The 18,407-nt window shown below is 63.4% G+C and carries 15 protein-coding genes; 9 read left to right on the forward strand and 6 right to left on the reverse strand.

Going from position 1 to position 18,407, the window contains the following annotated elements:
- Positions 1 to 146: 146 nt before the first annotated feature.
- Positions 147 to 500 carry a YkgJ family cysteine cluster protein gene (locus D886_RS0101275; RefSeq protein WP_027592171.1) on the forward strand — a complete coding sequence of 118 codons (354 nt, stop codon included), beginning with the start codon at positions 147 to 149 and terminating at the stop codon, positions 498 to 500.
- 2 nt (positions 501 to 502) lie between these two features.
- Here D886_RS0101275 and dadR read toward each other — a convergent pair whose 3' ends face one another.
- Positions 503 to 991: a transcriptional regulator DadR gene (gene dadR, locus D886_RS0101280; RefSeq protein ID WP_003258963.1), complete on the reverse strand. Its 489-nt coding sequence runs from the start codon at positions 989 to 991 to the stop codon at positions 503 to 505.
- 155 nt (positions 992 to 1,146) lie between these two features.
- On the opposite strand from dadR, the gene dadA reads away from it, so the two are divergent.
- From dadA to D886_RS0101305, 5 genes are all read left to right on the forward strand, one after another.
- On the forward strand, positions 1,147 to 2,448 hold the full coding sequence (gene dadA / locus D886_RS0101285; RefSeq protein ID WP_027592172.1) for a D-amino acid dehydrogenase: 1,302 nt from the start codon (positions 1,147 to 1,149) through the stop codon (positions 2,446 to 2,448).
- Positions 2,449 to 2,597: 149 nt separating this feature from the next.
- Positions 2,598 to 3,671 (forward strand): alanine racemase, encoded by a 1,074-nt coding sequence (gene alr / locus D886_RS0101290; protein WP_027592173.1) that lies wholly within the window; start codon positions 2,598 to 2,600, stop codon positions 3,669 to 3,671.
- 123 nt (positions 3,672 to 3,794) lie between these two features.
- Positions 3,795 to 4,343 carry a cupin domain-containing protein gene (locus tag D886_RS0101295; protein WP_027592174.1) on the forward strand — a complete coding sequence of 183 codons (549 nt, stop codon included), beginning with the start codon at positions 3,795 to 3,797 and terminating at the stop codon, positions 4,341 to 4,343.
- A 154-nt stretch (positions 4,344 to 4,497) separates the two neighbouring features.
- Positions 4,498 to 4,902 carry a cytochrome c5 family protein gene (locus D886_RS0101300; protein ID WP_033693936.1) on the forward strand — a complete coding sequence of 135 codons (405 nt, stop codon included), beginning with the start codon at positions 4,498 to 4,500 and terminating at the stop codon, positions 4,900 to 4,902.
- Between the two features lie 198 nt (positions 4,903 to 5,100).
- Complete coding sequence (locus D886_RS0101305; RefSeq protein ID WP_027592175.1) at positions 5,101 to 6,957, forward strand: acetyl-CoA hydrolase/transferase C-terminal domain-containing protein; 1,857 nt, start codon at positions 5,101 to 5,103, stop codon at positions 6,955 to 6,957.
- Between the two features lie 122 nt (positions 6,958 to 7,079).
- Here D886_RS0101305 and D886_RS0101310 read toward each other — a convergent pair whose 3' ends face one another.
- Both D886_RS0101310 and rep read right to left on the reverse strand, forming a co-directional pair.
- Positions 7,080 to 7,652 carry a xanthine phosphoribosyltransferase gene (locus tag D886_RS0101310; protein WP_027592176.1) on the reverse strand — a complete coding sequence of 191 codons (573 nt, stop codon included), beginning with the start codon at positions 7,650 to 7,652 and terminating at the stop codon, positions 7,080 to 7,082.
- A gap of 65 nt (positions 7,653 to 7,717) precedes the next feature.
- Positions 7,718 to 9,727, reverse strand: coding sequence for a DNA helicase Rep (gene rep / locus D886_RS0101315; RefSeq protein ID WP_027592177.1), 2,010 nt, complete (start codon positions 9,725 to 9,727; stop codon positions 7,718 to 7,720).
- Positions 9,728 to 10,013: 286 nt separating this feature from the next.
- On the opposite strand from rep, the gene D886_RS0101320 reads away from it, so the two are divergent.
- Complete coding sequence (locus tag D886_RS0101320; protein WP_027592178.1) at positions 10,014 to 11,678, forward strand: bifunctional diguanylate cyclase/phosphodiesterase; 1,665 nt, start codon at positions 10,014 to 10,016, stop codon at positions 11,676 to 11,678.
- A 31-nt stretch (positions 11,679 to 11,709) separates the two neighbouring features.
- On the opposite strand, the gene D886_RS0101325 is transcribed toward D886_RS0101320, so the two are convergent.
- Entirely contained in the window at positions 11,710 to 13,098 is a 1,389-nt protein-coding gene (locus D886_RS0101325; protein ID WP_027592179.1) for a NorM family multidrug efflux MATE transporter, read from the reverse strand.
- Positions 13,099 to 13,252: 154 nt separating this feature from the next.
- Here D886_RS0101325 and D886_RS0101330 point away from each other — a divergent pair, with 154 nt between their 5' ends.
- The gene (locus tag D886_RS0101330; protein ID WP_027592180.1) at positions 13,253 to 14,206 is read left to right on the forward strand and encodes a LysR substrate-binding domain-containing protein; all 954 of its coding nucleotides are present in this window, start codon (positions 13,253 to 13,255) and stop codon (positions 14,204 to 14,206) included.
- 3 nt (positions 14,207 to 14,209) lie between these two features.
- Here the strand turns inward: D886_RS0101330 and D886_RS0101335 are convergent, their stop codons facing one another.
- The gene (locus D886_RS0101335; protein WP_027592181.1) at positions 14,210 to 15,604 is read right to left on the reverse strand and encodes a VOC family protein; all 1,395 of its coding nucleotides are present in this window, start codon (positions 15,602 to 15,604) and stop codon (positions 14,210 to 14,212) included.
- A 206-nt stretch (positions 15,605 to 15,810) separates the two neighbouring features.
- The gene (locus D886_RS0101340) at positions 15,811 to 16,695 is read right to left on the reverse strand and encodes a LysR family transcriptional regulator (RefSeq protein WP_027592182.1); all 885 of its coding nucleotides are present in this window, start codon (positions 16,693 to 16,695) and stop codon (positions 15,811 to 15,813) included.
- 135 nt (positions 16,696 to 16,830) lie between these two features.
- On the opposite strand from D886_RS0101340, the gene D886_RS0101345 reads away from it, so the two are divergent.
- Entirely contained in the window at positions 16,831 to 18,321 is a 1,491-nt protein-coding gene (locus tag D886_RS0101345; RefSeq protein ID WP_012274799.1) for an aldehyde dehydrogenase family protein, read from the forward strand.
- Positions 18,322 to 18,407 lie beyond the last annotated feature (86 nt).

An 18,407-nucleotide genomic window follows, 5' to 3' on the forward strand; every position in this document is an offset into this window, starting at 1 on the left:
TTTGTGGTGGGGCAACTGGCCCAATCGCCGGCAAGCCGGCTCCCACCGGGGCTGCACTGCCCCTGAGATAAGCGGTGTACTGGTGGGAGCCGGCTTGCCGGCGATTGGCCCTATAATTCGACCTCGACCCTCATTGTGTACCCGCCATGTCCTGCAACCGCCACAAGATCCACTTCCTGCGCGAGCTCATCCCCTCATTCGAGTGCGAGCCCGGTTGCCACGATTGCTGCGGCCCGGTCACCACGTCCACCGAAGAAATGGCCCGCCTGCCGCGCAAGACCGAGGCGGAGCAGGCCGCTGCGCTGGAGCACCTGGACTGCGTGCACCTGGGCCCCAATGGTTGCACGGTGTATGAAGAGCGGCCGATGATCTGCCGTCTGTTCGGTACCACCCCGCGCATGGCCTGCCCGCGCGGTCGCGGCCCTGAACAGATGATCGAGCCCGAGGCCGAGCAGCTCGTTCACCAGTTCATCGCCACCACCCGCCAAGTACTGGTCTAGCCTCAGTCCGGAATCGGCAGGCAGAGGCTCTCTTTTACCTCCTCCATCACGATGTAGCTCTTCGACTCGCGCACGTGCGGCAGCTTCAGCAGGATGTCGCCCAGCAGCTTGCGGTACGAGGCCATTTCCGAGATGCGCGCTTTCACCAGGTAGTCGAAGTCGCCTGAGACCAGGTGGCACTCCAGCACATGGGGCAGCTTGAGCACGGCGCGGCGGAACTCCTCGAAGGTGTCGCCAGACTTGTAGTCCAGGCTGATTTCGACGAACACCAGCAAGCTGCCCTTCAGGTGCTGCGGGTTGAGCCGGGCGTTGTAGCCCATGATGATGCCCTCGCGCTCCAGGCGGCGGACGCGCTCGGTGCACGGGGTGGTGGAAAGCCCAACTTTCTCGCCCAGTTCGGTGAAGGAAATACGGCCGTCATTCTGCAGGATCCGCAGTATGTTGCGGTCGATCTTGTCCAGTTCACGCTTGCTCTGGTGCTGGGTTCTCATAGGGGATGCCCCTCCGTGAAAGGCAATATTGCCGAGAATTCTCGCCAAATATAGGCTTTTATATAGTGAATTGCACTGGTCTGTAATTTTTATACTGCGCGCATCCATGCCATTTCAACAAAAGACTGCGGTGCGCCGCGTGCGAGGGATCAACAATGCGAGTTCTGGTACTTGGTAGCGGTGTCATCGGAACCGCCAGTGCCTATTATCTGGCCCGGCAAGGTTTTGAAGTGACGGTGGTCGACCGCCAGCCAGCGGCGGCCATGGAAACCAGCTTCGCCAACGCAGGCCAGATCTCGCCCGGCTATGCCTCGCCCTGGGCTGCCCCGGGTGTGCCGCTCAAAGCCATCAAGTGGCTGCTCGAACGCCATGCGCCACTGGCCATCAAGCTCACCGGCGACGTTGACCAGTACCTGTGGATGGCACAGATGCTGCGCAACTGCACCGCCAGCCGCTATGCGGTGAACAAGGAGCGCATGGTGCGCCTGTCCGAGTACAGCCGCGACTGCCTCGACGAGCTGCGCGCCGAAACCGGCATCGCCTACGAAAGCCGCACCTTGGGCACCACCCAGTTGTTCCGCACCCAGGCGCAGGTCGATGCCGCAGCCAAGGACATCGCCGTGCTCGAACAGTCCGGCGTGCCGTATGAACTGCTCGACCGCGATGGCATTGCACGCGTCGAACCGGCCCTGGCCGGGGTTAAAGACATCCTCGCCGGTGCACTGCGCCTGCCCAACGACCAGACCGGCGACTGCCAGCTGTTCACCACCAAGCTCGCCGACATGGCGCAGAAGCTGGGTGTGGAGTTCCGCTTCGGCCAGGACATCCAGCGCCTGGACTTTGCCGGTGACCGCATCAACGGTGTATGGATCGACGGCAAGCTGGAAACCGCCGACCGCTACGTGTTGGCCCTGGGCAGCTACTCGCCGCAGATGCTCAAGCCACTGGGCATCAAGGCGCCGGTCTACCCGCTCAAGGGTTACTCGCTGACCGTGCCGATCACCAACGCCGAGATGGCGCCGACGTCGACCATTCTCGATGAGACCTACAAGGTTGCCATCACCCGTTTCGACAACCGCATCCGCGTTGGCGGCATGGCTGAGATCGCCGGTTTTGACCTGTCGCTCAACCCGCGTCGGCGCGAAACGCTGGAGATGATCGTCAACGACCTTTATCCTCGCGGCGGTGACCTGAGCCAAGCCAGTTTCTGGACCGGCCTGCGCCCGGCCACCCCGGACGGTACGCCGATCGTGGGTGCCACAGCGTTCCGTAACCTGTTCCTCAACACAGGCCACGGCACCTTGGGCTGGACCATGGCGTGCGGCTCCGGTCGCCTGCTGGCGGACCTGATTGCACGCAAAAAGCCGCAGATCAGTGCCGAAGGGCTGGATATTTCCCGGTATGGCAACAGCCGGGAAGTGGCCAAGCACGGGCAGACAGCGCCCGTTCACCAGTGATGTGAGTGCCTGTTCCGGCCTCTTCGCGGCTAAAGCCGCTCCCACAGGGATCGCATGAACGTGCAGTTTGTGCGGTCCCTGTGGGAGCGGGTTTACCCGCGAAGAATCGAACACTGTTTTTAAACTGAACCACCATAAGGCATGCCGCCATGCGTCCCGCCCGCGCCCTGATCGACCTCCAGGCCCTGCGCCACAACTACCGCCTCGCCCGTGAACTGACCGGCGCCAAAGCCCTTGCCGTGATCAAGGCCGATGCCTACGGCCATGGCGCGGTGCGTTGCGCCCTGGCGCTGGAAGCCGAAGCCGACGGCTTTGCCGTGGCCTGCATCGAAGAAGCCCTGGAGCTGCGCGCTGCGGGCATCAAAGCCCCCGTTTTGCTGCTCGAAGGCTTTTTCGAGGCCAGCGAGCTGGCGCTGATCGCCGAGCACGACCTGTGGTGCGTGGTGCATTCGCTGTGGCAACTCGAAGCGATCGAAAAGACCCAGGTGCACACGCCACTGACGATCTGGCTGAAGCTCGACAGCGGCATGCACCGCGTCGGCCTGCACCCCAAGGATTACCACGAGGCGTATCAGCGCCTGCTGGCCAGTGGCAAGGTGGCGCGCATCGTACTGATGAGCCATTTCGCCCGTGCCGACGAACTGGACGCCGACGCCACCGCCGAGCAGATCGCGGTGTTCGAGGCTGCGCGTCAGGGCCTGGCCGCCGAGTGCAGCCTGCGTAACTCGCCCGGCGTGTTGGCGTGGCCACAGGCTGGCGGCGACTGGGTACGCCCAGGCCTCATGCTGTATGGCGCCACCCCCTTCGAAGTCGCCCAGGCCGAGGCGCAACGCCTGCAACCGGTGATGACCTTGCAGTCGCGCGTCATCAGCGTGCGCGAACTGCCCGCCGGTGAGCCGGTTGGCTACGGCGCCAAGTTCACCAGCCCGCGGCCGACCCGTGTCGGCGTGGTTGCCATGGGCTACGCCGATGGCTACCCGCGCCAAGCCCCCAATGGCACCCCGGTGATGGTCGCCGGCAAGCGCGCCCAGCTGATCGGCCGGGTCTCGATGGACATGCTCTGCATCGACCTGACCGATGTGCCAGAAGCTAACGTCGGCAGCCCGGTAGAACTGTGGGGCAAGCAGGTGCTGGCCAGCGAAGTGGCTGCGCAGGCCGGCACCATCCCCTACCAGATCTTCTGCAACCTGAAGCGGGTGCCGAAAGACTACTGCGGTGAGTAAGTGCGACGAATGAGACGCTGAAGCGGACAGCTTGAGGGGTGGTGTGTTGTAAATACTGAACGGCATTGCCATGATATCGTTCACATCCACCCCTATTTCTACCCGTTTCAGGAGGCTCCAGCTTTGGACGTCGGCGAACGACTGCAAGCCATCCGCAAGCTCAAGGGCCTGTCACAACGTGAACTCGCCAAGCGCGCGGGCGTAACCAACAGCACCATCTCGATGATCGAGAAAAACAGCGTCAGCCCTTCGATCAGTTCGCTGCGCAAGGTGTTGAGCGGCATTCCGATGTCGATGGTCGAATTCTTTTCGGTCGAACTGGCTGTCGAGAGCCCGACGCAGATCGTCTACAAGGCCGATGAGCTGATCGATATCTCGGACGGCGCGGTGACCATGAAACTGGTGGGCAAGTCGCACCCCAACCGGGCCATCGCGTTTCTCACCGAGGTCTACCCACCGGGTGCCGACACCGGCGCCGAAATGCTTACCCACGACGGCGAAGAGACCGGCATCCTGCTCGAAGGCCGGCTTGAACTGGTGGTCGGCAACGAAGTGTTCATCCTCGAAGAAGGCGACAGCTACTACTTCGAAAGCACCCGCCCGCACCGCTTTCGCAACCCCTTCGACGCGCCGGCCCGGCTGATCAGCGCGGCGACGCCTTCAAACTTTTGATCCAGCGCAGTGCATTGATTCGGCAATACCCCTTTCCTGTGTAGGGTCGTTTCACGGTCTCTGGGTTCCCGCTATACTTTTCAACGCTCGCCGACCCGTGGCCGCGAGCGTGATTAGCCACCATGAGGGTGTACGCGTGAACCAAATCAAGAAGATGCTGGCCGTACCAGCAGCCGTATTCGCCCTCTGGGCAATGAGCGCAACCGCTGCGACCAACGACGACATCGCCAAGCGCCTAGAGCCGGTTGGCCAGGTGTGTGTCCAAGGCCAGGAGTGCAAGGGCATGGAAGTGGCCGCGGCGGCAGGCGGCGGCGGTGCCAAGACGCCAGACGACATCATCGCCAAGCATTGCAATGCCTGCCATGGCACCGGCTTGCTCGGCGCGCCGAAAATCGGTGATACCGCCGCGTGGAAAGAACGCGCCGACCACCAGGGCGGCCTGGATGGCATCCTGGCCAAGGCCATTACCGGCATCAACGCCATGCCGCCTAAAGGCACGTGCGCGGATTGCTCGGATGATGACCTGAAAGGGGCGATCAAGAAGATGTCGGGGTTGTGAGTAACCGCTGAATTGCACGAGGCCCGCCGTTGATGGCGGGCTTTGTTTTTGTGCTGCCTGTGCGGGCCCTTTCGCGGGTAAACCCGCTCCCACACGGACCTGTAGGAGCGGGTTTACCCGCGAAAGGGCCCGCACAGGCAACAAACAAGGCATGTCCATGTCCAACCCCTGAACCCATGGAAGACTCAGGAGGCCAAGATGCACCTCTGCGCCATCGATCAGGCTGTCGAGCAGGTCTTGTCACGCCTGCCGGCCCATATCCACATGGGCCTGCCACTGGGCCTTGGCAAACCTAACGCCTTCGTCAACGCCCTGTACGCCCGGGTGCGCGAACTGCCCGAGCGCCAGCTGACGATCTACACCGCTCTGTCCCTTGGCAGACCACCCTTGGGCGATGGCCTGCAGCGGCGTTTTCTCGAGCCCTTCGTCGAGCGTGTCTTTGCCGACTACGAAGAACTCACTTACCTCGCCGACCTGCGCAACGACCAACTGCCACCGAACATCCGCGTCGAGCAGTTCTTCATGCAGCCCGGCAGCCTGCTGCACAGCGAGACTGCCCAGCAGGACTACATCAGCAGCAACTACAGCCACGCCGCTCGCGACATCAATGCCAAGGGCCTGAACCTGATTGCCCAGCTGGTGGCTGCCACGCCAGAAAAGCCGGTGCACCTGAGCCTGGCCTGCAACCCCGACATCACCCTCGACCTGCTGCCGATGATCGCCAAGCGCCGCACGGCCGGCGAGACCATTCTCATGCTCGGGCAGGTTCATGCCGAACTGCCCTACATGCCGGGTGATGCGGAGCTGAGCATCGACGCCTTCGACCTGCTGATTGACGAGGTGGAGCAACGTCGGCTGTTCTCTACGCCAAACATGCCGGTCAACACCCAGGACCACTGCATTGGCCTGCACGCCAGCACGCTGGTGCGCGATGGCGGCACGCTACAGATCGGCATTGGCGCCATGGGCGATGCCGTGGCCGCCGCGTTGCTGGCCAGGCAGGGCGACAACGCCGGCTACCGGGCCTTGATGGATGAACTGGATGTCGGCCCGTGGCAGGCCCTGATCGAGCGCGAAGGGGGGCTGGATGCCTTCGCCCAAGGCCTCTACGGTTGTAGCGAGATGTTCGTCAATGGCCTGCTGGCGCTGGCCGAGGCAGGCGTGGTGCGGCGCCCGGCGGACGAGCAGGGCGTGCTGGTGCATGGCGGGTTTTTCCTTGGCCCGCGGGCGTTCTACCAACGCTTGCGCGAAATGCCGCTGGAGCAGCGCGCACGCTTTGCCATGACGCGGATCAGCTACATCAACGAGCTGTATGGCCAAGAGGAACTGAAACGCCGCCAACGTCGGGATGCCCGCTTCATCAACACCGTGTTCACCATGACCTTGCTTGGCGCGGGGGTTGCCGACCAGCTAGAGGATGGCCGTGTGCTCAGCGGCGTGGGCGGGCAGTACAACTTCGTCGCCCAAGGCCACGCGCTGGAGGGTGGGCGCTCGATTTTGCTGCTGCGCAGTTGGCGTGAGGCGGGCGGGCAGGTGACGTCCAACCTGCTCTGGCAGTACGGCCACTGCACCATTCCCCGGCATTTGCGTGACATCGTGGTAACCGAGTACGGCATCGCAGATTTGCGTGGGCAGACTGACAGTGAGGTGATTGCGCGGCTGCTGGCGGTCAGTGACTCACGCTTCCAGGGCGAGCTGATGGCGCAGGCCAAGAAGGCCGGCAAGCTGGCCAAGGATTTCGAGCTGGAAGCCCGCTTCACTGACAATACGCCGGAGCGGCTCGAGGCCATCCGGGCACGGCATGCAGGGTTGTTTCCGGAGTATCCGCTGGGGACTGATTTCACGGCTGAGGAGCGGGACTTGCTGCGGGCGCTGAACTGGTTGAAGAGCAAGTTCAGGCTGAGCGAGGTGCTGGAGCTGGGGAAGGCCGCGCTGGATGCGCCGGGGCCTGAGGGCTATGAGGGGCACCTGGAGCGGATGGGGCTGGACGCTCCGCAGGGATTGAAGGAAGAGTTGTATCAGCGGCTTTTGCTGGCAGGGTTGGCGGCGCCCTGAAGATTGCCGGGGCTGCTTTGCAGCCCATCGCCGGCAAGCCAGCTCCCACAGGAACTTCACGAGGCCGCGCCTTGTGCAGTACTTGTGGGAGCCGGCTTGCCGGCGATGGGGCCGGTACAGGCTTACTCTATGAAGCTGACCACACCGCCTTCCAGCGACTTCACCCGGGCCAGCGACTCAACGCGGTAGCCCTGGCTGTCCAGCTCGGCACGGCCGCCCTGGAACGACTTCTCGATGACGATACCCAGGCCGGCCACGGTGGCGCCGGCCTGCTTGATGATCGAGATCAGTGCCTGCGACGCCTTGCCGTTGGCCAGGAAGTCGTCGATCACCAGCACGCGGTCGCTGCTGTTGAGGTGGCGCGGCGAGATGGCCACGGTGTTCTCGGTCTGCTTGGTGAAGGAGTACACCGAGGCAGTCAGCAGGTTCTCGGTCAGGGTCAGCGACTGGTGCTTGCGCGCAAAGATCACCGGCACGCCCAGCTTCAGGCCAGTCATCACCGCCGGGGCGATGCCCGAGGCTTCGATGGTGACGATCTTGGTCACGCCGGCGTCGGCGAACAGGCGGGCGAACTCGTCACCGATCGACTGCATCAGCGCAGGGTCGATCTGGTGGTTGAGAAACGCGTCGACTTTAAGAACCTGATCGGAAAGCACGATGCCTTCTTCGCGAATCTTCTGATGCAGTGCTTCCACTGTGGTTTTCCTCGATGTAGCAAAGGTGGCCGCAACAGCGGCAACGGTTAAAGAGTAAGGGTTGATCAGCGTTTGAGCATTGCCCGAATATCGGCCAGTGCGTTGTTGCCACGCGCGGCTTTCACTTCGACGGGCGCATCGTCCAGGCCTTCCCAGGCCAAATCGTCCGGCGGCAGTTCGTCGAGGAACCGGCTCGGGGTGCAGTCGATGATCTCGCCGTACTGCTTGCGCTTGGCCGCAAAGGTGAAGGCCAGGGTCTGGCGCGCGCGGGTAATGCCCACGTAGGCCAGGCGGCGTTCTTCTTCGATGGTGTCGGCTTCGATGCTGGAGCGGTGCGGAAGGATCTCTTCTTCCATGCCCATGATGAACACGTAAGGGAATTCCAGGCCCTTGGAGGCATGCAGGGTCATCATCTGCACACCTTCGGCGTTTTCTTCCTCTTCCTGCTGGCGCTCGAGCATGTCGCGCAGCACCAGCTTGCCGATGGCGTCCTCGATGGTCATGTCACCCTCTTCGTCCTTCTCGAGGGTGTTTTTCAGCGCTTCGACCAGGAACCAGACGTTGCTGATGCGGAACTCCGCCGCTTTGTCGCTGGCGGTTTGCTGGCGGATCCAGTTCTCGTAGTCGATGTCGCGGATCATCTCGTGCAGCGCGGCGATCGGGTCATCCAGCGCCACCTTGTGGCGCACCCCGTCCAGCCAGTGCTTGAAGCGCTGCAGGCGCTCGGTGTAACGGGCGTCCAGGTGCTCGCTCAGGCCCAGCTCTTCGCTGGCGGCGTACATCGAGATACCGCGTTCGGTCGAGTAGTTGCCGAGCTTTTCCAGGGTCGTGGAGCCGATTTCCCGGCGCGGCACGTTGATCACGCGCAGGTAGGCGTTGTCGTCGTCGGGGTTTACCAGCAGGCGCAGGTAGGCCATGAGGTCCTTGACCTCCTGGCGGCCGAAGAAGCTGTTGCCACCCGAAAGGCGGTACGGCACCTGGTGGTGCTGCAGCTTCAGTTCGATCAGCTTGGCCTGGTAGTTGCCGCGGTAAAGGATGGCGAAGTCGCTGTACGGGCGGTTGGTGCGCAGGTGCAGGGTGAGGATTTCCATGGCCACGCGTTCGGCCTCGGCTTCCTCGTTCTTGCAGCGGATCACGCGGATCTCGTCGCCCACGCCCATCTCGCTCCACAGCTGCTTCTCGAACGCGTGTGGGTTGTTGGCGATCAGCACGTTGGCGCAGCGCAGGATGCGGCTGGTGGAGCGGTAGTTCTGCTCGAGCATGACGATCTTCAGGGAGGGGTAGTCCTCCTTGAGCAGCATCAGGTTCTCGGGCCGCGCGCCACGCCAGGCGTAGATCGACTGGTCATCGTCGCCGACCACGGTGAACTGGTTGCGCATGCCGATCAGCATTTTCACCAGCAGGTACTGGCTGGCGTTGGTGTCCTGGTATTCGTCCACCAGCAGGTAGCGCACGCGGTTCTGCCAGCGCTCCAGCACTTCCGGGTGTTCCTGGAACAGCTTGACCGGCTGCAGGATCAGGTCGTCGAAGTCCACCGCGTTGAACGCCTTGAGCGTGCGCTGGTAGTGGGTGTAGACGATGGCAGCGGTCTGTTCGCGCGGGTTGCGGGCCTTTTCCAAGGCCTCGGGCGGGAGGATCAGGTCGTTCTTCCAGGCACCGATCATGTTCTTGATCTCGTCGATGCCGTCGTCGCCGGAATACTCTTTTTGCATGATGTCCGACAGCAACGCCTTGATGTCGGACTCGTCGAAGATCGAAAAGCCTGGCTTATAGCCCAGCTTGTCGTGCTCCTTGCGGATGATGTTCAAACCCAGGTTGTGGAAGGTGCACACCGTCAGGCCGCGGCCTTCCCCCGGGCGCAGCAAGGTGGCGACCCGCTCCTTCATCTCGCGCGCGGCCTTGTTGGTGAAGGTCATCGCCACGATGTACTGGGCACGGATGCCGCAGTTCTGGATGAGGTGGGCAATCTTGCGCGTGATGACGCTGGTCTTGCCGGAACCTGCACCGGCGAGCACCAAAAGAGGGCCGCCGACGTAGTCTCGGGCTTCCTGTTGCCGGGGATTGAGTCGGGACATGCTAGAAACCGGGGGTCGCCAGAAAATAGCCGCGCATTCTAACAGGCATGGGCCGGTAATGGCGCGACCGTCTGACGTCTGAGTCAGACTTTTATCAGCGCATAAGTATTAGTCAGGCTCATGCTATTCACCGAAAAAATCGTATTTGCCGGTTGGCCTGGTTTCGCGCACGATGCACGACGAAATGTGTCGTTGCCTACATATATAAAAGCGTAAATCATTTTCATTCATGCAGTGGCATACTTGGCCTCTGCCGTTGCACCCGCCCATGCCCTAAGGAGCCCGCTTGTCCACGCCTGTCGAACCGTTGCGTTTGCTGCTGTTGGCTGATGAGCCGGAATGGGCCGTGCTGTTGCGCGAGTGCGTGCAAGCACTGAGCGGCAGCGCGGTGTTGTTGACCGCACCTGACTGGGAGTCGGTCGATAGCCTGTTCAGCCACGACCGCCAAGCCGTGATCCTGGCCACCCCGGCCTTGCAGCCAGCCCCCGGCCGCTGCGAGCTGCCCACTATCGTGCTGCTTGATCACGAGCCTGAAGTGGCGCCCACCGGGGTCAGCGACTGGCTGGTGCGTGACCACCTCAATGCCGATGCCTTGCGCCGCTCGTTGCGCCACGTTCGCGAGCGCGGCGTGCTGGTTGCCACTTTGCAACGCCTGGCCGAGCAGGACCCGCTGACCGGTATTGCCAACCGCCAGGGTTTCCAGGCCTTGCTGACCACGCGCCTGGCAGAGGGGGATGGCCGTGGCCTGGCCCTCGGCCACCTCGACCTGGACAACTTCCGCCACGTCAACGACGCGCTTGGCCATCAAAGCGGCGATCGGCTGATCCTGCAGGTGGTGGCACGGCTCAAGCTGCAACTGGAGGCCGGTGACCAGCTGGCCCGGCTGGGCAGTGACGAATTCGCCCTGCTGATCGATACCCGCCGCGACCCGAACCGCGCCGAGTGGATGGCCGAACGCATCATCGAAGCCTTGGCCGAGCCTTACTGGATCGACGGCGAAAGCCTGCTGCTCGGCTGCAGCCTGGGCCTGGCTCACGCCCGGGCGCAGGGCGGCGCCGACCCGCTGATGTGGCATGCGCACATCGCCATGCGCCAGGCCAAGGGTAGCCAGGGCTGTACTTTTCATGTCTTCAACGAACGCATCAACCGCAACGCCCGCAGCCTCGCCGACCTGGAAAGCGAGCTGCGCCGGGCCCTGCGCCGTGACGAGCTGGAGCTGCATTACCAGCCACGGCTGAACCTGGCCGATGGGCGCATCGTTGGCCTCGAGGCGCTGGTGCGCTGGCGCCATGCCGAGCGCGGCCTGTTGCCGCCCAGCGAGTTCGTGCCGCTGGCCGAGCAGAGCGGGCTGATCGTGCCGCTTGGCTACTGGGTGATATCGCGCGCGCTGCGTGACATGCAGGCGCTGTGCGAGCATGGCCTGCCGCCGCTGCACATGGCGGTGAACCTGAGCTTCAGGCAGTTTCAGGACAGCCAGCTGCTGGCCACCCTGAGCCGGTTGATCATCGAGCACGGCGTCGATGCGCGCTGGCTGGAGTTCGAGCTGACCGAGACGGCGGTCATGCGCCGCAACGAACAGGTGCGCCAGACCATGGATGCCCTTGGGCGCTTGGGCGTGCGTTTTTCCTTGGATGACTTCGGCACCGGCTTCTCATCGTTCGTGCACTTGAACAGCCTGCCAATCGCCTTGCTCAAGGTTGACCGCAGCTTTGTCGCCGAGATGGAAATGCGCGAGGAGAACCGCAAGCTGGTGCACGCCATGATCAACCTGGCGCATAACCTCAACCTCGAAGTGGTTGCCGAGGGAGTGGAAAGCGAAGCGCAGATGGCGTTGTTGCGCGAGTTCGGCTGTGACCAGGTGCAGGGATTTTTGGTCAGCAAGCCGCTGCCGGTGGCGGAGTTGATGGCGTTTTTGCAGGACTGTGGAACGCCGCATCTGGTTAGCCTGTAATGCGGCTAGGGCTGCAAAGCAGCCCCGGCAATCACACAGGCAGTGCAGACCTGTCAGGCAAACCCGCCTTTCTCAACAGCCGTTTCATCCGCCATTCAAAGCCAAGGGTCAGCGCCACTGCCGCACAGGCCAGCCCCAACGCCAGCCCCCACCAGATCCCGACCGCGCCGCCTCCCAGGTTGAAGGCGAACAGCCAAGCGCTGGGGGCGCCCACCAGCCAATAGCAGCACAGCCCGATCAGGAAGGTGGTCTTGGCATCCTTCAGCCCACGGATCGAGCCCATGGCGATGGTCTGCATGCCGTCGAACAGCTCGAACCAGGCCGCGACCATCACCAGCTGCACGGCCAGTTGGTAGATGGCCGCGAACGCGGGGTCGTTGCGGTCGATGAACAACCCCACCAGGGCATCCGGCAACAGCCAGAACAGCGCGGCGAAGGCGAACATGATCATCCCGCCGAAACCGATGCCCACCCGGCCTGCGCTGCGGGCCGCGAGCAGGTTGCCGCCGCCGTAGTACAAGCCCACGCGCATGGTCACGGCATAGGACAGCCCGGTGGGCACCATGAACGCCGTGGAAACGATCTGCAGCGCGATCTGATGCGCCGCCAGCTCCGTGCTGCCGAGCACGCCCATGCACAGCGCGGCAAAGGCGAACAGGCCCACCTCCACCATGTACGTGCCGCCAATCGGCAGGCCCAGCCGCCACAGCTCGCGCAGGGCTGGCAGGGAAGGGCGTGACAGGCCCTGGCGCAGCGGGTAGGCGGCATAGGCCGAGTGCCAGCGGATGTACAGGGCCAAGGCAATCGCCATGCCCAGCGACACCACGGCAGTGACCAGGCCGATGCCCATCAGGCCCAGCTTGGGCAGGCCGAACATGCCTTCGATCAACGCAACGTTGAGCAGGTAGTTGAGCACCGTGCCTATCACGCTGATGACCATCACCGGCGTCGAGCGGCCAAGCGCGCTGGTGAAGCCGCGCAGGGCCATGAAGGTCAGGTAGCTGGGCAGGGCCAGCGGCAGCAGGGTGAGGAATTCGGCGGCCGAGGCGACGTTCTCCGGCTGTTGGCCAAACATCAGCAACACCGGCTCCAGGTTCCACAGCACCAGCGCCGCGACCAGGGCCAGGCCCCAGGCCAGCCACAGGCCGCTTTGTGCCAGGCGTGTGACGCCCTCGATGTCGTTGGCACCCTTGCGGATGGCCACCAGCGTGCCGACCGCGGCGATCACGCCCAGGCAAAAAATCGACACGAACGAGTAGCTCGCAGCGCCCAAGCCGCCGCCCGCCAAGGCTTGCGGGCTGATGCGGGCCATCATCAGGGTGTCGGTCAGCACCATCAGCATGTGCGCCAACTGCGAGGCGATCAGCGGCCCAGCCAGGCGCAGCAAAGCCTTGAGTTCGGTGGTAGGCGCTACATGCATGCGTGTGGTCCTTTTCCTGATCCCGTGAGCGAAGGGCGATTCTGAGGCTTTGGTCAGCTTTGCACAAAAGGATAAAAACGATCATTGGCATGAGTTTGACTCATGTGTTTATGCTGTCAGCGATCCGTTCCCCAGCCCGCATGGCAGGTGCCTAATGTCTCGTCAGCTCCCACCGTTGTATGCCTTGCGCGCATTCGAAGCCGCTGCGCGACTGAGCTCCTTCACCCGTGCCGGCGAAGAACTTTCGATTACCCAGAGTGCGGTCAGCCGCCATATCCGCACCCTTGAACAACACTTCGCTTGCCGCCTGTTCGTGCGCAGCGGCCGCAGCTTGCAATTGACCGAAGCGGCCAGGGTGTTGCTGCCCGGCGTGCGCGAAGGCTTCGCCGCACTGGAGCGGGCTTGCGACACCTTGCGCGGCGAAGATGACATCTTGCGCATGAAAGCGCCCTCTACCCTGACCATGCGCTGGTTGTTGGCCCGCCTAAGCCGTTTTCGTCACCTGCAGCCCGGTAACGAAGTGCAACTGACCAGCGCCTGGATGGACGTCGACCATGTCGACTTCAACCAGGAACCTTTCGATTGCGCCGTGTTGCTCAGCGATGGCGTGTTCCCGGCGCATTGGGAAGTGCGCCGGTTGTTTCCCGAACTGCTGATCCCGGTGGGCGCCCCGGACCTGCTCGATGATGGGCCGTGGGACGAGCGTCGGCTGGCCTGCATCGAACTGCTGCACCCGACCGTGGACAAGCGTGACTGGCGCGAATGGCTGGAGCGCATGGGGCTTAGCGACAAGGTGTCGCTCAAGGGCGGCCAGGTGTTCGATACCCTGGAGTTGGGCATGATCGCAGCGGCGCGTGGCTATGGCATATCGATGGGGGATTTGCTGATGGTGGCCGAGGATGTGGCGCAGGGGCGTTTGAGCTTGCCCTGGCCAACGGCGGTGCCCAGCGGCATGGATTACTACCTGGTGTGGCCGCGCACCCGGCCGGGTGGCGAGCGGTTGCGGCGCTTGAGCGAATTCTTGCACGCGGAGGTGGCGGCGATGGACCTGCCAGATGTGCAGGTCCTGCCGACGCTTGGGCCGCAGCGCGACCCAATGCGACCCTAAGGCTTACATCGACCCCAGGTTCAGCGCCTGTGCACACGCCTGCAACGAGCGGCGCTCGCTCTGCGCATACAACGCCAGCTCATCCTGCACCTTCAGCCCCAATGCAGCTTCGAACGCCTCACGGTTAGCGTTGCTGCCGTATTCTGCCTGCGCATCATCGCCCAGGTTGGACTGGAAGATCCCCGCTGCACTCACCGGCAGGAAGTCTTCGTACACCAGCGCCTCGAAGTGCACATGCCCCGCATCGATCAGCCCTTGCAGGGTGGTCGGGCGGTCGCTGTAATCGCGAGCGGCCAGGCCTTTTTCGGTGGCGAAGTAACGGAAGTAGGCCAGGCCCTGTTCACGCATCTGCGCCAGGTCGTCGGGGAACTCGGCGAAGGTCTGGCTCAACAGCGTCCTGTAACGCTCGGCATTGGCTTCGGCTGGCACACCGCCCAAGGCGGCGCGGGTAGCATCAAGCAGTTTGTCGTACAGCTGGCGACCCTTCGGCGTCAGTGCGGCACCGCGTTGTTCGATCTCGCCGAAACGCGCGGTGTGGCTGCCCTCGCTGCCTTGCTGACCGCTGAAGGCGACTTTTTCCTGCAGCGCCTTGAAGCTGGTCTGGCGCAGCAGAATTGGGTGGCGGCGGGTGGGCGGGCCTTCGACCACGGCCTTTGGCGGAATGCCCTTGGCCGGCATGCCGACCTGGATCGCGTCGATGTCCAGGGTGCGCGGGGTCAGGTGGTTGATGTGCGGGCCCTTGAAGGCCACCACATCGGCAATCAGACGGTGCTGGTCGTGCAGTTGCTGGTACTGCTCGGCGGTTACCGTGGCGTCATGGTGCCAGCGGAAGGTGTGCAGCGCTTCCTGCACGAACGCCTCGGCGTCGGCTGCGCTGAGGCCGCCGTCACGCTCGCACTGGGCAATCAGCTCGAGTACGCGCGGGGTGAAAATCTTGCGTTTGGCCAGGATGCCCTGTGCCAGTTCGCGCAGTTGCGGGTTGTCGATCAATTCCAGGCGCAGCAGCGAGGTGAACACCCGGAACGGGCTGACATGCAGGGACTGCTCGTGCACGGCGCGGAAGGCGGTGGAGTGCACGGGTACGCCTGCAGAGCTGAGGTCGTAGTAGCCGACGGGCTCCATGCCCATCACCGCGAACAGTTTGGCGATGGTGGCCAGTTCTTCGGCGGTGCCGACGCGGATGGCGCCGTGGCGTTCCTGGTCCAGGCGCTCGATTTCGCCGGTCCAGCGCAGCGCTTCGGCCACCTCTGGTTGCTGGGCCATCACCTGCTGGTTGATTTCGCTCACCAGCTCCAGCAGCGTGCCATACAGCGGCACTTCCTGTTTGTACATGAGCGACATGGCGGCAGAGAACTGCGCGCGGATGCTGTCTGGGCTGACGAAATCGTGGGCGGGCATCGCTAGCTTCCTGGTTGGGTTCGGACGCTTACATGAAAGCTGGGAATGCACATGGCTCACAAGCGAAAAAAAGTGCGAGTGTCATTCCTTTTTTGATCGACCTAGGGCCCCTTCGCGGGTGAACCCGCTCCCACAGGTACTGAACAGCGTTCAAGCATTGCACCACCCCTGTGGGAGCGGGTTTACCCGCGAAGAGGCCCTAGAGCCTACAACTGCTCGCGAATCCACTCCACCAACGCCCGCACCTTCGGCACCTCCGCCGCATGCTCGGCATACGCCAGGTAATGCGCCCCGGTACTCTTCATCGCATGATTCCAGGCAATGACCAGGCTCCCTTCATTCAGCTCCTTGGCCACCAGGTACCGCGGCACCAGCGCCACCCCACAGCCCGCCTGCGCCGCGCTCAAGGCCATATAGAACGTATCGAACCGCGGCCCGTGGTAGGCGCTGACACTCTGCAGCCCTAGCTCCAGAAACCACTCATGCCACGCCTCTGGCCGCGACGTACTCTGCAGCAGCACCAGCTCGGCCAACTCACCGGCATCGGCCAGCGCCCGCCCGGCCAACAGCTCCGGCGCGCACACCGGCACCACCTCTTCGCGGAACAGCTCCACACAGGTCGCCCCCGGCCAGGTGCCTTGCCCATAGAAGAACACCACATCCGCCGAGCCTTGCAGCAAAGCGAATGGCTCCATCTCGTTACGGATGTCCAGGTGGATATTGGTGTGGCGCTTGCCAAAGCCTTTGAGGTGGGGGATCAGCCAGCGCACGCCAAAACTCGGTTGAGTGGCTACCTTCAATATCTCGGTCTGCTCGCCATAGGTCAGTACGTAGCGGCTGGACATGTCCACCTGGGTGAGGATCTTGTTGACCTCGGCCAGGTACAGGCTGCCCGCTGGCGTTAGCTGCAGGCGGCGGCGGATGCGCAGGAACAGGTGGTGGCGCAGCATGTCTTCGAGTTGCGCCACTTGCTTGCTGACCGCGCTCTGGGTCAGGTGCAGCTCTTCGGCGGCACGGGTGAAACTTAAATGACGGGCTGCAGCTTCAAAGCACTGCAGGGCGGTCATGGAGGGCACCAGGCGTTTGGACATAGCGGTCTCTGCGGCTCAAATCATTACCTGACGGAATGATATGCGGAATAAAGGTCGTTTGTTGCACTGGTGTGATCGGATTAATACTGATCCACATCATTTTTCCACCCCATCACCGATGTAGGAGATGCACAAATGGTTGCTGGATTGCTCGAGCGCCTTGGCGTTGCCGCCGAGGCTTACACCCAGGGCGACTACCCTGTTCACACGCCGATCGACGGCAGCCAGATCGCCTCGGTGAAACTGCTCGGCAAGGCCGAGACCATCGCCCGCATCGATCAGGCGCAAAGCGCCTTCGACGCCTGGCGCACCGTGCCGGCCCCACGCCGTGGCGAGCTGGTCCGCCTGTTCGGTGAAGTGCTGCGTGAACACAAGGCCGACCTCGGCGAACTGGTTTCGATCGAAGCCGGCAAGATCACCCAGGAAGGCCTGGGTGAAGTCCAGGAAATGATCGACATCTGCGACTTCGCCGTCGGCCTGTCGCGTCAGCTGTACGGCCTGACCATCGCCTCCGAGCGCCCTGGCCACCACATGCGTGAAACCTGGCACCCGCTGGGCGTGGTTGGCGTGATCAGCGCCTTCAACTTCCCGGTTGCCGTCTGGGCCTGGAACACCGCGCTGGCCCTGGTGGCCGGTAACTCGGTGGTGTGGAAGCCGTCGGAAAAGACCCCACTGACCGCCCTGGCCTGCCAGGCGCTGTTCGAAAAAGCCCTGAAAGCCTTTGGCGATGCACCGGCTGGCCTGGCGCAACTGGTCATCGGTGGCCGTGAAGCGGGCGAAGCGATGGTCGATGACCCACGTGTGCCGCTGGTCAGCGCCACGGGCAGCACCCGCATGGGCCGTGAAGTCGGCCCACGTGTTGCTGCTCGCTTCGGCCGCAGCATCCTCGAACTGGGCGGCAACAACGCCATGATCCTGGCCCCGAGCGCGGACCTGGACCTGGCTGTGCGCGGCATCCTGTTCTCCGCCGTGGGTACTGCGGGCCAGCGCTGCACCACCCTGCGCCGCCTGATCGTGCACCGCTCGATCAAGGACGAAGTGGTTGCCCGCGTCAAAGCCGCCTACGGCAAAGTACGTATCGGTGACCCACGCAAAGACAACCTGGTGGGCCCGCTGATCGACAAACTGTCGTTCGACGCCATGCAGGGCGCGCTGGCCAAGGCCCGCGACGAAGGTGGCCAGGTGTTTGGCGGCGAGCGTCAGCTGGCTGACCAGTACCCGAACGCCTACTACGTGTCCCCAGCCATCGCCGAGATGCCGGCCCAGAGCGACGTGGTTCGCCACGAGACCTTCGCGCCGATCCTCTACGTGCTGGCCTACGATGATTTCGAAGAGGCCCTGCGCCTGAACAACGAAGTGCCACAAGGCCTGTCCTCGTGCATCTTCACCACCGACATCCGTGAAGCCGAGCGCTTCCAGAGTGCCTCGGGCAGCGACTGCGGCATCGCCAACGTCAACATCGGCACCAGCGGCGCCGAGATCGGCGGTGCGTTTGGTGGCGAGAAAGAAACCGGCGGTGGTCGTGAATCCGGTTCGGATGCCTGGAAAGGCTACATGCGTCGTCAGACCAACACCGTCAACTACTCGCGCGAGCTGCCGCTGGCGCAGGGTATCGTGTTCGACTGATGCTGCAGGGCCGGGGGCTTAGCCCCCGGTTCGCGGGGCAAGCCCGCTCCCACAGAAATCTTGCAGCCAACGCGATCTCTGTGGGA

The organism is Pseudomonas sp. LAIL14HWK12:I7, assembly GCF_000483465.1.
In the GTDB taxonomy this organism is placed as follows: domain Bacteria; phylum Pseudomonadota; class Gammaproteobacteria; order Pseudomonadales; family Pseudomonadaceae; genus Aquipseudomonas; species Aquipseudomonas kermanshahensis.